Here is a 14150-nt window from a genome sequence, read left to right as displayed (position 1 = left end):
GGAGAGTTGAAAAATGTCAGATGTGACGGCCGATATCGTCCTCGCCGACACCCGGTTCCTCGATGGTCAGCGTGCCGTATTTCCGCTTCCACTTGCGCGCGCCGAACGGCAACGTCAGCAGGTAGATGACGGCGGTCACGACCATGACTTCCCATGTGAAGCTCGACAGTAGCGCCACGTAGAGAACGACCCCGAGCATGACCGGCAGCACCAGATCACGCCGCAGCCTGCTGCCCTCGGACTTGCCCGACCAGACAGGAAGGCGGCTAATGAGCAGGAACGCGATCAGAACCGTATAAACGGATGAAAAATAAGCGAAAGTGCGATCGGTCGTCAGCCCAAGGAAGCCGAGATAGACAGGGAGCAGCACCAGCATTGCTCCGGCTGGCGCGGGCACGCCGACGAAATACTCCGACTGCCAGGTTGCCTTGTTCTCGCGCTCGGCCATGACGTTGAAGCGAGCCAGACGAAGGCCCGCCGCAATGGAGTAGATCAGGGCGGCGATCCAGCCGATGGAGCGAGCCTGATCCAGTGCAAAGACATAGACGACAAGCGCGGGCGCGACGCCGAAATTCACGATATCAGCCAGCGAATCCATCTGCGCGCCGAACTTCGACGTCGCCTTCATCAGGCGGGCAACGCGGCCGTCGATCCCATCGAGGAATGCGGCGAGAAGCACCATGCCGACCGCAAGCTCGTACCGGTTCTCGAATGCAAGGCGGATGCCGGTGAGGCCGGCACAGATCGCCAGGATCGTGATGAGATTTGGAATGATAAGGCGAAGCGGGATCTCGCGAAGCCGTGGTCCGCGGCCCGAATCGTCAGGCGGACCGTTGGGCTCGAAAGGCGGGAAGGGCGTTTCCATGTCGCGCTCCAGTCTAGCTTCGACGGCTGACGACCGGGCCCTTGGTGGAGCCGAATTCGGCCAGCACGGTTTCTCCGGCAATTGCCGTCTGGCCGAGCGTCACCCGGGGCGCTGCGCCGGCCGGGAGAAATACATCAAGGCGCGAACCGAAGCGAATCAGGCCGAAGCGTTCGCCGGCATCCAGAGGCTCGCCGGTATTGGCCCAGCAAAGGATACGCCGAGCAACGAGGCCGGCGATCTGAACGACCCCGATCTGGCCGTGCGAGGTTTCGATGACAAGACCGTTGCGTTCGTTGTCTTCGCTTGCCTTGTCGAGTTCGGCATTCACGAAGCTGCCCGACCGGTAGTTGACGCTGACGATCCGCCCGCGCACCGGGGAGCGGTTCACATGGCAGTTGAAGACGTTCATGAACACCGAGATGCGCAGCATCGGCTCGCTGCCGAGATTCAGTTCGGCGGGCGGTACGACCATCTGGACCGACGACACTTTGCCATCGGCCGGCGAGATGACGAGATCGTCATCCTGCGGCGTCATTCTCTCGGGATCACGGAAGAAATAGGCGCACCACAGCGTCAGGATCAGCCCGATCCAGAACAGCGGCTTGAAGATCCAGCCCAGAATGAGCGAGGCGACGAAGAAGGCGGCGATGAAGGGATAACCTTCCTTGTGCACCGGAACGATCGTGTTGCGTACCGTATTGAACAAGCTCATTTATGCCGCGCTCCTAAAGCATGTCTCCCGAAAGCGGCAACCGGTTTCGGGCCAAAGACATGCGTGAAAACAAAGAACTAAAGCGCAACAAGCGAATCTGAAAGATCGCGTTGTGCTTTGACGCTCTTTTCTCATCGCTGGTTACAGGGAAACCGCAGCTGGGGCAATGCTGCGGCTCCTTGACCACACATCTATGACGGGCTTCTGAACAGCAAAGCAGCTCAAATGCCGTCCATTCAGGCTAGCTCGCCGGAGCAAGCCTGTTCACAACCCCCATGTCATCGCTCTCGCGGACCTGCTTCAGATGCTCTTCGGCCTGCGTGGCCTCGCGCTGGCGGTTCCACATCGAGGCATATAGGCCATTTTTCTGGAGAAGTGCGGTGTGGGTGCCGCGTTCAGCAATCTCGCCGCTTTTCAGAACGATGATTTCGTCCGCGCCGATAACCGTTGACAGCCGGTGGGCGATGACGAGCGTTGTGCGGTTCTTGGATACGACATCGAGTGCGGTCTGGATATCGCGCTCGGTGGTGGTGTCGAGGGCCGATGTTGCCTCGTCGAGGATCAGAATCGGCGGCGCCTTTAGGACCGTTCGGGCGATCGCAACGCGCTGTTTCTCACCGCCGGAGAGTTTCAGGCCACGCTCGCCAACCTTGGTATCAAAGCCCTCGGGCAACAGATCGATGAAGTGAGCGATCTGGGCGATCTCGGCTGCTGCCTTGACCTCTGCATCAGTAGCCGATGGACGCCCGTAGCGGATGTTGTAGGCAACCGTATCGTTGAAAAGGACGGTGTCTTGCGGGACCATCCCGATGACCGATCGCAGGCTCTTCTGGGTCACTGTCCGGATGTCCTGGCCATCGACCGAGACCGAACCGCTTTGAATGTCATAGAAACGATAGAGCAAGCGCGACAAGGTCGATTTACCGGCGCCCGACGGACCAACCACGGCGACCGTCTTGCCCGCAGGCACTTCGAAGGAGATACCTTTTAGGATCGGACGGGCAGGGTCATAGGAAAAGTGCACATCCTTGAAGGAGATGGCACCTTGCCTGATATCCAAAGGCGCCGCCTCGGGCGCATCCATCACTTCAGCCTTGACTTCGAGGAGATCGAACATCTGCTCGATATCCGTCAACCCCTGGCGAATTTCACGATAGACAAAGCCGATGAAGTTCAAGGGAACGGAAAGCTGCAGCAGCATGGCGTTGACGAAGACGAAGTCGCCGACCGTCTGCTCGCCACGTTGGACGGCAAGGGCCGACAGGATGAGCATCACCGTCGTGCCCAGGCCAAAAATCACGCCCTGGCCGAAGTTGAGCCAGCCGAGCGAGGTCCAGACATCCGTGGCCGCCTTCTCGTAGCGTTCCATCGACCTGTCGAAGCGCCGGGCCTCCATCTCCTCGTTGCCGAAATACTTGACCGTCTCGAAGTTGAGGAGGGAGTCGATAGCCTTGGTATTGGCGTCGGTATCGCTGTCGTTCATCGCCCTGCGGATCGCGATGCGCCAGTCGCTGGCGCGGATCGTGAACCAGATATAGGCCCAGACGGTGAACGCGGTGACGGCGAGATAGGAAAAGCCGTAGCCCCACCAGAAGATGATGGCCGTCAGCAAAAATTCGATCAGCGTCGGCACGGAGTTGAGGATCGTAAACCGCACGATGGTCTCGATCCCTTTGGTGCCACGCTCGATGACACGCGAAAGTCCACCCGTCTTGCGTTCGAGATGAAAGCGCAACGACAGTTCATGCATGTGCACGAAGGTCTTGTAGGCCAATTGCCGGACAGCATGCTGCCCGACGCTGGCAAAGAGCGCGTCGCGCAACTGGTTCAGACCGAGCTGGATGAGGCGGGTGAGGTTGTAGGCAATGACCAACGCCGTCGCGCCGACAAGCAGGTCCGGCAGCTTGCCGGCGAGGTCCATCTTCCCGTTCAGCGCATCGGTCGACCACTTGAAGAAATAGGGGACGAGCAGCAGTACGAACTTGGAAACGAGGAGGTAAACCGAAGCCCAGACGACCCGCATCTTGAGATCCGGGCGACCTGTTGGCCACATGTAGGGCCACAGATTGAACAGCGTCCGCAGGAGGTTGGAATCAGAGACTGTCTTGTCGTTTGCCATGCGAATCTCCCGCCGAAAGGCGCTGATGGCGCTGCGTTGCCGACAAATTTGGGAGCCGCGGAAATGCCGAAAGAGGCTCGCCGGACATGATCGTCGTCACCGCCACACAGGGGTTGGCGGGACCAATACAACAAATGGGTGCCGCAGGAAAAGAGCGGCCGGACGTGATATCCGTCCGGCCGCTCTATCAAGATAGGATCGCCTTAGAAGTGTTCGCCCGACAGCCGCTTGCGGTGAAGCTCTTCCGCGTTCGGCAGGGCATCCTTGGGAAGGCCGAAGATCTGTCCCGGCAAGATGCGGTCCGGGTTTGTGATCTTGTCCTCGTTGGCGACATAGATCGTCGTGTAGCGAACGCCCGCACCATAGACGCGCCGCGATATCTGCCAGAGCGTATCGCCGCGGCGGATAATGACCGTCTCGTTGCTCGGTGCGAGCGGCGCCTGCTCGATCGTCGTCGGACCGCCCTGGTCTCCAGCGATCTCGTTGGTCGCAGGTGCATTCGGCGCGGCCGGTGCAGTGGAAGGAGCGGTCAGCTGGGCGATGCCGGCGCCGAGCTTGCCCAGCGCATCGCCGACGGATTTCGCATCCTTTGGCAGAGCCTGCAGCATGCTCAGGGCATCGGCTGCGGCCTGGGCTGTGGTCGAAGCCTGCTGCCTGACGTCGGCTGTGGCATCGGCCGCGGTGCGGAATTCCACGATGGCACGCAGGGCGAACTCGGTGGCAGAGCGGGCAGCCGCGAGCTCTTCCACTCCCGGTATCTTGCCGTCGGCGAAGAGCCCGTTGAGCAGGGAGAAGGCCTTGGCGGCATCATTCTTCAGCTTTCCGAGCGTACTTTCATCCAGTGGCACGGTCCCCGCCGCGCTTCCGCCGTTAGGCTTCACGCTCTGCGCGGCAACAGTGACCTGATTTCCTTCCGGGCGGTTGAAATTCACCGACGCGCGAACGGCGACCTTACCGGCGTCATTGAGAACATCGACGCGAATCTTGTGATCGCCGACCGAAAGCGGCATCACGCCATCGACAACAAAATGACCGTCGGGACCGGCCTTCGCCTTGCCGATCAGCTGGTCGTCGGCATAGGCGACGACGTTCGCCGAGGCCTTCGCCATGCCTGCGACAAAGATCTTGTCGCCTTCGATCTCGACGGCGCTGACCATGACATCGTTAGCCGTCGTCGGACCTGCACCAGCCGGCGCGCTCGCGGCATCCGACGAACTCGGAGCAGTACTGCCATTGGAGGCGACCTGAGTATCCGGCTTGGGCGCGGTTATGACGCGGCTGGCGGTGCCCGGCTTGGAGACCATCGCCAGCAGTTCGGAGTTCTTGCCATCCGTGGGAACGGATACGGTCGCAACTTCTTCCGATGTCGAAGCTTTGCCATCCTTGCCGGTGGCTCGCAGGACGAGCTGGTGGTCGCCGGCGGAGAGCGGATTATCGAGCACCGCAACGAAATCGCCAGTCGGGCCGACGTCCGTCGTCGTTACGACCTTGTCCCCATCCAGGATTTCAAGCTTGCTGTTCGGTACTGCCGAACCGGCGATGACCGTAGAGCCGTCCGGTTCTACGCGCAGCACGTCGAAAGTGGGGAGCTTGTTGGTGTTTTCCGCAGGCGAGGCCGCGACCGACGGTTCGCTGGCCGGCTCCGGGGAGCCTGTCAGCGCCGCTTCGGCTTTTGCGATCGCCGTTGCCGCATCGGCAATATTCTCCGGTAGCGCCTTGACGATCGTCAGCGCCTTGGCTGCATCGTCTTTTGCCTTGGTGGCGGCGGCAGCCGTGACCGGGTTCGTGCCATCAGGAATCGCAAAGTCCGCAAGTGCCTGCAGTGAGGTCGTCGCCTTCGACTTGGCTGTCTCGAAAACTTCCTGTGTCGGACCCTTGCCGTCTGCAAAGAGCGCCTTAAGTTCGGAGATGGATTGGCCCGCCTCCGAAGCAAGCCGACCGACTTTCTGCGTGGTCTCTGCATCGTCGGGAACTGAAGGGCGCGATGTCTTGGCGGTTTCGGTGACTGTTTTCTTTACTTCGGAGCCGGCCTGGTTAATTGCATCACCAACTTTGGCGGCGTCTCCGCCGATGCGGGGCATGACAAAAAAGACCATCAATAGAATTGCGATTACAAGCACTGCAAGGGCCAGCAAGCCGGCACGGTTTCTCATCATCACGTCTCCCCAGGCGGCAATCTTGCCGGACTTACTAAAATTGCTAGCGATTCCCGCTGCTTTGCACAAGCAGTCAAAGCGGTAAGGCAATAGTACGACGCAGCTTTTCCGTCATTTTTCTTGACTGGAGGCAGAGAGAATAGTTGTTTGCCCCTATGACAGATCAATCTCATTCCATTCGCTCCATTTGTGTTTACTGCGGCTCGCGACCGGGCAGCGATCCTCGCCATATGGCGGCCGGCCGTGCGCTGGGTAAGGAAATCGCGGACTACGGCCTGCGCCTCGTCTATGGCGGAGGCACCAAGGGCATCATGGGGGCTGTGGCGAGCGGCGTGCTTTCGAACGGGGGCCAGGTGACCGGGATCATTCCCGAGTTCCTGATCGACATGGAGGCTACTCGCCATTCCCTCGGCCAGCTCAATGAACTGATTGTAACGCCTAACATGCATACCCGCAAACATGCGATGTTCGAGCGCTCTGATGCGTTCGTCGCGCTGCCGGGCGGCATCGGCACGCTCGAAGAAATCGTCGAGATCATGACCTGGGCGCAGCTCGGCCGTCACGAGAAGCCGATGGTCTTTGCCAACGTCAACGGCTTCTGGGACCCGATGATGGAGCTCATGCGCCACATGACGGACGAAGGCTTCGTCCACACCGCCCATCGCGTTCAGCCGCTCGTCATCGACGACATATCCGAGATCATCCCTGGCATCATGGCGCAGGCGGCTGAAATTGCTTCGGTCGACAGTGACGGCGAGGACGCCGTTATTTCGAAGATGTAGGGCCGGGAGTTAGCGCTCCCGGTTCCCTTTGATCATCGCCCAGCTGTAGAGGAAGAGTCCCGCCCAGATCAGTGGGAAGGCGATCATGCGTGCGGTGCCGAGAGGTTCGTGGAACACGAAGATCGCAATCAGGAAGATCATCGTCGGCGCGATGTATTGCATGATGCCGATGGTCGAAAGCCGCAGCAGCTTGGCGCCGTTGGCGTAGATCATCAGCGGTACGGCGGTAACGACGCCGCAACCGAGCAGCAGGGCCGTATCGGCCCCGCCGGTGCGAAAGAAGTGTCCTTCCCCGCTGCCGAGTTCGAGATAGAGAATGTAGAAAAACGCCGGGATGCTGAGGATCAGCACTTCGAGAAAGAAACCCTGGTTCGGGCCGAGCGGCAACGTCTTGCGAAACAGAGCGTAAAGCCCCCAGGAAATCGTCAGCGTCAGCGACACCCATGGAACACCGCCGCTATCGAGCGCCAGCACGACGACTGCAAGTCCAGCCAACGCAATCGCTCCGATCTGAATGGGGTGCAGCCGCTCCTTCAATAGCACGGAGCCGAGTAGGATGCTGAATAGCGGGTTGATGAAATAGCCGAGCGCCGCATCGAGCGAATGGCCGGCGCCGATCGCCCAGACATAGGTACCCCAGTTGACGGTGATCAGCGCTGCCGTGAGCGCTGCCATGGCCAGCATCCGCGGTGACCGCAGGGCTATCCGGATATCCTGGGTGCGGCCGAGAACGATGAGCACCAGACCTGCCAGGGGCAAGGACCAGAGAATTCGATGAGCAATGACCTCGGCCGGCGAGATATGAGCGACGGCCTTCATGTAGATCGGTAGGAAACCCCACAGAAGATAGGCTACCAGCGCAAAGGCGAAGCCACGGGGACTGTCTTCGTTTTTGGCAATCGCGGCGCTTGCATTAGCAGACATCGAGTGTTTCCATATTTGTTCTCGTTATGAGCCGCTTAACTTAACGGACGTGAATAGGCCAATTCATTTCGGTGAATATTGCCGGCCATCGCGATGGTGAAGGATATGGACGACGAAGCTCTTGCGCAGTGTCGCAGAGCATATGCATCACGGGTGCTTACGAAGGAAGGCATTCAGGACGACGATGCGTTGTTGCAGGCCTACGCGACTGTCCCGCGCGAGCGCTTTCTGGGGCCGCCACCGTGGAGGATGGCAGGTTGGTACGGCTACGTCGATGTTCCCTCGGGCGATGCCTCCGTCGTCTATCAGGATGCGTTGTTTGCGCTTCAGCACAAGCGGCACGTCAACAACGGCAGCCCGAGCCTACACGCCCGGGGAATACACAAGCTGGCGCTCCGGCGCGGCGACATGGTCTGTCATGTGGGCGCCGGCAGCGGCTATTATACAGCGATCATGTCCCTGCTCGTTGGCGCCGAGGGTTGCGTGATTGCCGTGGAGTTCGACGGGGAACTGGCGGCGCGCGCTGAGGCCAATCTTCGGGACTATCCAAATGTGAAGGTCGTCCATGGCAACGGGGTGGAGTGGCCACGCGAACCGACCAATGCCGTCTACGTCAATTTTGCGGTTCACCGTCCCGCCGATCCCTGGGTGGAGCACCTGTCGATCGGTGGTCGGCTAATCTTTCCGCTCGGCGTTCCCGACGTCGATGCCACGGGGCCGACGGGATTGGCTTCCTATGCCGGCTTTTTCCTTTTTCGCCGTGAAGACGATGCTTACGCGGTGGAGTTTCTGTGCCCGGTGGCTTTCGTTTGGGCGGAGGCCGTATCCGGCGGATTTGACAGCTACAGACGGCTTGAAGCCTCGTTCGGCCGCGGCGGGATGCAACATGTTTGCGCCCTGCGCTGGAAAACCGAGCGACAGGGCGACGAATGGTATTCGGAGAAGGATTGGGGCCTTGTCTACAGCCGCTTGACGGCTACTCCGCCGCGATCTTGCCCGCCAATTGCCGGTTCTTCATCAGCTTGTAGATGACCGAGTCAACAAGCGCTTGGAACGACGCATCGATGATGTTCTCGGACACGCCGACCGTCCACCAGCGCACGCCGTCGCTATCGGTGGATTCGATGAGAACGCGGGTGATGGCCTCGGTGCCGCCATTGAGAATACGCACCTTGAAGTCGGCCAGCACCAGATCGTCGATCTCATGCTGATACTTCCCGAAATCCTTGCGCAGCGCGAGGTCGAGCGCGTTGACCGGGCCGTCGCCTTCGGCAACCGACATGATCGTCTGCCCCTCGATGACGATCTTCACGACCGCTTCCGAGACGATCTTCACGCGGCCATGGGAATCGAAGCGGCGCTCAACCATGACGCGGAAGCCCTCGATCGAGAAGAATTCCGGGATGGTTCCGAGGGTGCGGCGCGCCAATAGTTCGAAGCTCGCGTCGGCGCCCTCGTAGGCGTAACCGGAAGCCTCCCGCTCCTTGACCAGCGCAATCAGGCGGTCGAGTTTCGGATCATCCTTGCCGACCTCGATGCCGCGGCGCTTCAACGCGTTGATGAAATTCGCCTTGCCGCCCTGGTCGGAGACCATGACCTTGCGGAAATTGCCGACGCTATCAGGCGTCACGTGCTCGTAGGTGCGGGGATCCTTGAGCAGCGCGGAGGCATGGATGCCGGCCTTGGTCGCGAAGGCCGAAGCGCCGACATAGGGCATCTGGTGGTCCGGCGAGCGGTTCAGAAGTTCGTCAAATGCATGCGACAGGCGCGTCAGGTTGGTCAGCTGTTCACTGTCGATCGCCGTCTCGAAGCGATGGGAATAGGTTTCCTTCAGCGCCAGTGTCGGGATCAGCGTCACGAGATTGGCATTGCCGCAGCGCTCGCCGATCCCGTTCAAGGTGCCCTGGATCTGGCGAACGCCTGCCTCCACGGCTGCGAGCGAATTGGCCACCGCCTGACCGGTATCGTTATGCGCATGGATCCCGAGACAGTGCCCGGGAACGCCCGCCACGATCAGCGCCTCGACGATCGCGCGGATTTCCGGCGGCTGCGTGCCGCCGTTGGTGTCGCAGAGAACGACCCAGCGCGCGCCGGAGTCATAGGCCGTCTTTGCACAGGCGATGGCATAGGCGGGGTTTGCCTTGTAGCCGTCGAAGAAATGTTCGCAGTCGACCATTGCCTCCTTACCGGCGGCAACGGCGGTCTTGACGCTCTCGGCGATGCTTTCGAGATTTTCCTCGTTGGTGCAGCCGAGCGCGACCTTCACATGGTAGTCCCAGCTCTTGGCAACGAAACAGATCGCGTCGCTCTCAGCCTGCAGGAGGGCTGCGAGGCCCGGATCATTTGAGGCCGAGATGCCGGCTCGCTTCGTCATTCCGAAGGCGACGAAGCGGGCCCGTGTCGTGCGCTTCTCGCTGAAGAAGGCGGAGTCCGTCGGATTGGCGCCGGGATATCCGCCTTCGACATAATCAAGGCCGAACTCATCCAGCATGCTCGCGATCGCAATCTTGTCCTCGACGGAGAAGTCGATGCCGGGCGTCTGCTGCCCGTCGCGGAGCGTCGTGTCGAAGAGGTAGATCTTTTCGCGTGTCATGATGGTCGTCCTGTCGGCCTTGTGCCTCGTTATTGCTTTCCGGCGAACTTGTCCGTAGCCCGGATCAACTGGTCGAGGATGCCGGGCTCCGAATAAGCGTGTCCGGCGCCTTCGATCAGATGGAACTCAGCCTGCGGCCACGCCTTGTGCAGCAGCCAGGCGTATTTTGCCGGGCAGGGCATGTCGTAGCGGCCATGCACGATGACGCCTGGAATATCCTTCAGCTTGTAGGCATCGCGCAGCAGTTGGCCTTCGTCCATCCAGCCGGCATTGACGAAGAAGTGGTTTTCGATCCGGGAAAAGGCGTAGGCGAAGTCGGCATCCTCGAACTTGCCGCTGGTCGATTTTTCCGGCAGCAGCGTGATTGTCTCGCCTTCCCAGATGCTCCAGGCTTGAGCGGCCTCAAGGGCAACGGACCGGTCCGCACCAGTGAGCCGGCGATTGTAGGCCAGCATCATCTCGTGGCGCTCTTCGGGCGGGATCGGCGCGATGAAGCGCTCCCACTTGTCGGGGAACATTTCCGACACGCCGAACTGATAGTACCAGTCGAGCTCGGCTTTGGTCAGCGTATAGATACCGCGCACGACCAGTTCGGAAACGCGTTCCGGGTACGTCTCGGCATAAGCGAGCGCCAGCGTCGAGCCCCACGAACCGCCGAACACCTGCCACTTCTCGACGCCTGCCATTTCACGCAGTCGCTCGATATCGGCGACGAGATGCCAGGTGGTGTTGGCATTGAGATCGGCATACGGCGTGGACTTGCCGCATCCGCGCTGGTCGAACAGCAGCACATCGTAGAGTGCGGGATCGAACAGGCGGCGGTGGCTCGGAGAGAAGCCGCCGCCCGGTCCGCCGTGCAAGAAGACTGCCGGCTTTGCACCCGCTGTGCCCGAACGTTCCCAATAGATCTTGTGGCCATCGCCGACGTCGAGATGCCCTGAGGCATAGGGTTCGATTTCGGGATAGAGGGTACGGAGCACTTCAGTCATGTTCTACGCCTTCGGTTGGCCAGATTGCAGTATCGTAATCGGGATGCTGGAAGGAGATGATCGCCTCCTGCCGTGCATAAAAATCGGGTTCTTTGTGAATGCGTTGGTCGAAGATAGTCTCGACCCAGGGAATGCGGGCGTCGTAGTTGACTTGGATCTGCGGGGCCAGGTCGCTGCGCTCGTCGAACGTGCCGATCGCCAGTTCGAGGCCGCCCGGGTGGCGGTAGGTCATCGGCGTGCCGCAGTTCCTGCAAAAGCCGCGCTCGATATTGACCGACGACTGGAAATAGCTGGGTTCGCCGCGTGTCCACTCCATCCCCTCGTCAGGCGCGGTCACAAGGGCGGAAAAGAGGCCGCCGAACTGCTTCTGACACATGCGGCAATGGCAGATCGAGGGGCGGCCAAGCTTGCCGCTGGTGCGGAATCTGACCGCGCCGCATTGGCAGCCGCCGGTACGAATGGGTTCGCTCATGCTGACGCTCCGGTTGGCCAATGTGCTGTGTCGTGGTCGGGGTGCTGGTGATTGCTGGCGGCAATCGCGTTTTCGCTCTCGGGCGTTTCCGCTTCGGGCTCGATGGGCAGTACGTCGAGCTCATGAAACCAGCTCATCTTGCGTCCGGTGTTCGATTGCATCACCGGCTTGACGCTATCGGGATCGTCCAAGGAGCCGAGCACGATGTTGACGAAATCCGCATCCGGAACATCATAGAAAAGCGGCGTCCCGCAGTCGGCACGAAAGCCGCGGCGGACGATATCGGACGAGTGAAACCACTTCGGTTCGCCACGCGTCAGCGCAAAAACCCTTCGCTTGGCGGCGGCGAGCGGCATGAAGTAGTTTCCAGCCGCCTTCTGGCACATGCGGCAGTGGCAAAGGTGCGGATAGCCGAGTTCACCCACGACCTGGTAGCGAACCGCGCCGCATTGGCAACCTCCGCTCAGAGCCGCAGCTGTTGTCACGGGTTCCTCTCCTCGGGCCAGGTGGTCGTGTCGTGATCCGGATGCTGGTAGGAAACGATGTCGAGCACGAAGGGCGCAGCCTCAACGTCCTCTTCGGTCTCGCGCGCGGGCAACTCATGCAGGTGATCGACGAAGCCGATCTTGCGCTCCGTGCCGAACTGAATGACCGGCGGAAGCGCCGAGGGATCGTCGAAGGCGCCAGCCGCGATCGCCATGCCATCCGGCGCCTCGTATGTCAGTGGCGTACCGCAATCGGCGCAGAAGCCGCGCTCGACCAGGTTCGACGAGCGGAAGCGCTTGCGCTCGCCGCGCGTCCACTCGAACTCTGCGCCACGGACGGAAACCAGAGGTGCGTAGTAGGCGCCAAACGCCTTCTGGCACATGCGACAATGGCAGATGGATGAATCCTTCAAGGTTCCGCGAACCCGGAAGCGGATTGCTCCGCACTGGCATCCGCCGGTATAGGTGTTCATCTCTTCACCTCCCATGTCGTTACCCGCTCGCCAGTAGCCGGATCCTTGCCGTCCTTGAGCTGGATGCCTTCGGCAAGCAGCGTCTCGCGGATCTTGTCGGCCTCGGCGAAGTTCTTCGCCTTCAGCAATTCGAGCCGTACCTTCACGCGCCGGTCGATTTCGATCGCAACCGCCTCGTCGATCTCGGCCATCTCAGGAAGGACGCCGAGCAGCGCGGCACTCGCGGCGAACGTTGCGTGATCGCCGGACTGGGCAAGCGTATGCAGCGCCTGGATCGCCGCCACCGTGTTGAGGTCGTCGGCCAAGGCCCTGACCACCGTGGCATCGGGCTCTGCGCCCGCGGCATCGGCTGCTGGCCATTTGGCGAGAAGGCGCTCGGCTTCTTCCAGCCGCTTGACGGAAAAATCGATCGGCTCGCGATAATGAGTCATCAGCATTGCAAGGCGCAGCACGTCGCCTGGCCACTGCCGACCGCCGAACTTCTGAGTATGCAGCAGTTCATAGATGGTGACGAAGTTGCCTTCGGACTTCGACATCTTGCGGCCTTCGACTTGCAGGAAGCCGTTGTGCATCCAGACATTCGCCATGACCTTGGTGCCATGGGCGCAACGCGACTGTGCGATCTCGTTCTCATGGTGCGGGAAAATCAGGTCGAGACCGCCGCCGTGGATGTCGAAGACCTCGCCGAGATAGCGCTCGCTCATGGCCGAGCATTCGATATGCCAGCCGGGGCGGCCACGGCCCCAGGGGCTCTCCCAGCCTGGCTCGCTCTCGCTCGAGAGTTTCCAGAGCACGAAGTCGCCGGGGTTCTTTTTGTGCGCATCGACGGCGATGCGGGCTCCGGCCTGCTGTTCATCGAGATTGCGCTTCGAAAGCTGGCCATAGTCGACCATCGATTTCGTGTCGAACAGCACTTCGCCGGCCGCTTGATAGGCATGGCCCTTGGCGATCAGCTTCTCGATGATCTCGATCATCTGGGCGATGTTTTCTGTCGCCCGGGGCTGGATCGTCGGGTCGAGGCAGCCGAGCGCCTTTGCATCTTCGAGATATTGCGTCTCGGTCTTTTCGGTGACCAGGCGGATCGCCTCGTTCAGCGGCAAACCGGGATGGTCCCGCAGAGCCCTTGCATTGATCTTGTCATCGACATCAGTGATATTGCGCGCATAGGTGACGTGCTCGGCGCCATAGACGTGCCGGAGCAGGCGGAACAGAATGTCGAAGACAATGGCCGGGCGCGCATTGCCGATATGGGCGTAGTCATAGACGGTAGGGCCGCAGACATACATGCGCACGTTCTGCGGATCGATCGGCGCAAAGGCCGTCTTTTCGCGCGTCAGCGTGTTGTAAAGCTTCAGTTCCGGCTTCTTTGTGTCTGGCGCGCCGGCCATGTCTACTCTCCCAAATGCAATGATCCGAAAAAAATGCTGCTACCCGGCGGGCCGGGGCGTTTCTCATCTTGGACTTTTCAGGAGACGAAAACGGCCAGGCCAGCGAGCGCGCTAGCGAATAATCTTCCGGCAGATAATGCAGATAACCGTTTTCATGGCGGGTTTTATGGCGCGCTAACCCGGTTTGGTCAA

The 14150-nt window shown here is 60.6% G+C and carries 13 protein-coding genes; 2 read left to right on the top strand and 11 right to left on the bottom strand.

Features of this window, described 5'->3' with window-relative positions; all coding sequences use genetic code 11:
- Positions 1-16: 16 nt before the first annotated feature.
- The 4 genes from pssA to IB244_RS10635 all read right to left on the bottom strand — a co-directional run bounded on the left by pssA (position 17) and on the right by IB244_RS10635 (position 5852).
- On the bottom strand, positions 17-865 hold the full coding sequence (pssA, locus tag IB244_RS10650) for a CDP-diacylglycerol--serine O-phosphatidyltransferase (protein WP_018857405.1): 849 nt from the start codon (positions 863-865) through the stop codon (positions 17-19).
- A gap of 13 nt (positions 866-878) precedes the next feature.
- Positions 879-1577 carry a phosphatidylserine decarboxylase gene (locus IB244_RS10645; RefSeq protein ID WP_025659847.1) on the bottom strand — a complete coding sequence of 233 codons (699 nt, stop codon included), beginning with the start codon at positions 1575-1577 and terminating at the stop codon, positions 879-881.
- 241 nt (positions 1578-1818) lie between these two features.
- Positions 1819-3696 (bottom strand): ABCB family ABC transporter ATP-binding protein/permease, encoded by a 1878-nt coding sequence (locus IB244_RS10640; RefSeq protein WP_018857403.1) that lies wholly within the window; start codon positions 3694-3696, stop codon positions 1819-1821.
- A gap of 203 nt (positions 3697-3899) precedes the next feature.
- Positions 3900-5852 (bottom strand): LysM peptidoglycan-binding domain-containing protein, encoded by a 1953-nt coding sequence (locus tag IB244_RS10635; RefSeq protein ID WP_192304154.1) that lies wholly within the window; start codon positions 5850-5852, stop codon positions 3900-3902.
- Positions 5853-6007: 155 nt separating this feature from the next.
- Here IB244_RS10635 and IB244_RS10630 point away from each other — a divergent pair, with 155 nt between their 5' ends.
- A complete protein-coding gene (locus IB244_RS10630; RefSeq protein ID WP_026371809.1) occupies positions 6008-6634 on the top strand; it encodes a TIGR00730 family Rossman fold protein in 627 nt (208 codons plus the stop codon).
- Between the two features lie 9 nt (positions 6635-6643).
- Here the strand turns inward: IB244_RS10630 and rarD are convergent, their stop codons facing one another.
- The gene (gene rarD, locus IB244_RS10625; protein ID WP_025659843.1) at positions 6644-7558 is read right to left on the bottom strand and encodes an EamA family transporter RarD; all 915 of its coding nucleotides are present in this window, start codon (positions 7556-7558) and stop codon (positions 6644-6646) included.
- A 105-nt stretch (positions 7559-7663) separates the two neighbouring features.
- On the opposite strand from rarD, the gene IB244_RS10620 reads away from it, so the two are divergent.
- Positions 7664-8590, top strand: coding sequence for a protein-L-isoaspartate O-methyltransferase family protein (locus IB244_RS10620; protein WP_192304152.1), 927 nt, complete (start codon positions 7664-7666; stop codon positions 8588-8590).
- On the opposite strand, the gene cimA is transcribed toward IB244_RS10620, so the two are convergent.
- Genes cimA through cysS form a run of 6 tightly spaced genes read right to left on the bottom strand, consistent with a single transcriptional unit; the run spans position 8535 to position 13958 of the window.
- Positions 8535-10151: a citramalate synthase gene (gene cimA / locus IB244_RS10615; protein ID WP_192304150.1), complete on the bottom strand. Its 1617-nt coding sequence runs from the start codon at positions 10149-10151 to the stop codon at positions 8535-8537. The two genes, IB244_RS10620 and cimA, sit on opposite strands and share 56 nt — an antisense overlap.
- Positions 10152-10180: 29 nt before the next feature.
- Positions 10181-11140: a prolyl aminopeptidase gene (gene pip / locus IB244_RS10610; protein WP_169681082.1), complete on the bottom strand. Its 960-nt coding sequence runs from the start codon at positions 11138-11140 to the stop codon at positions 10181-10183.
- Positions 11133-11612 carry a GFA family protein gene (locus IB244_RS10605; protein WP_192304148.1) on the bottom strand — a complete coding sequence of 160 codons (480 nt, stop codon included), beginning with the start codon at positions 11610-11612 and terminating at the stop codon, positions 11133-11135. Before IB244_RS10605 ends, pip begins: the two co-directional genes overlap by 8 nt.
- Positions 11609-12097, bottom strand: coding sequence for a GFA family protein (locus IB244_RS10600; RefSeq protein WP_192304146.1), 489 nt, complete (start codon positions 12095-12097; stop codon positions 11609-11611). The genes IB244_RS10605 and IB244_RS10600 overlap by 4 nt, the downstream gene beginning before the upstream one ends.
- Positions 12094-12570, bottom strand: coding sequence for a GFA family protein (locus IB244_RS10595; protein WP_018857394.1), 477 nt, complete (start codon positions 12568-12570; stop codon positions 12094-12096). Before IB244_RS10595 ends, IB244_RS10600 begins: the two co-directional genes overlap by 4 nt.
- Positions 12567-13958 (bottom strand): cysteine--tRNA ligase, encoded by a 1392-nt coding sequence (gene cysS, locus IB244_RS10590; RefSeq protein WP_025659838.1) that lies wholly within the window; start codon positions 13956-13958, stop codon positions 12567-12569. Before cysS ends, IB244_RS10595 begins: the two co-directional genes overlap by 4 nt.
- Between the last annotated feature and the right edge of the window lie 192 nt (positions 13959-14150).

Origin of the sequence: Rhizobium sp. RHZ02, assembly GCF_014851575.1 — a bacterium.
Taxonomy (GTDB): domain Bacteria; phylum Pseudomonadota; class Alphaproteobacteria; order Rhizobiales; family Rhizobiaceae; genus Rhizobium; species Rhizobium altiplani.
This window is presented reverse-complemented; position numbering and strand designations above follow the sequence as displayed.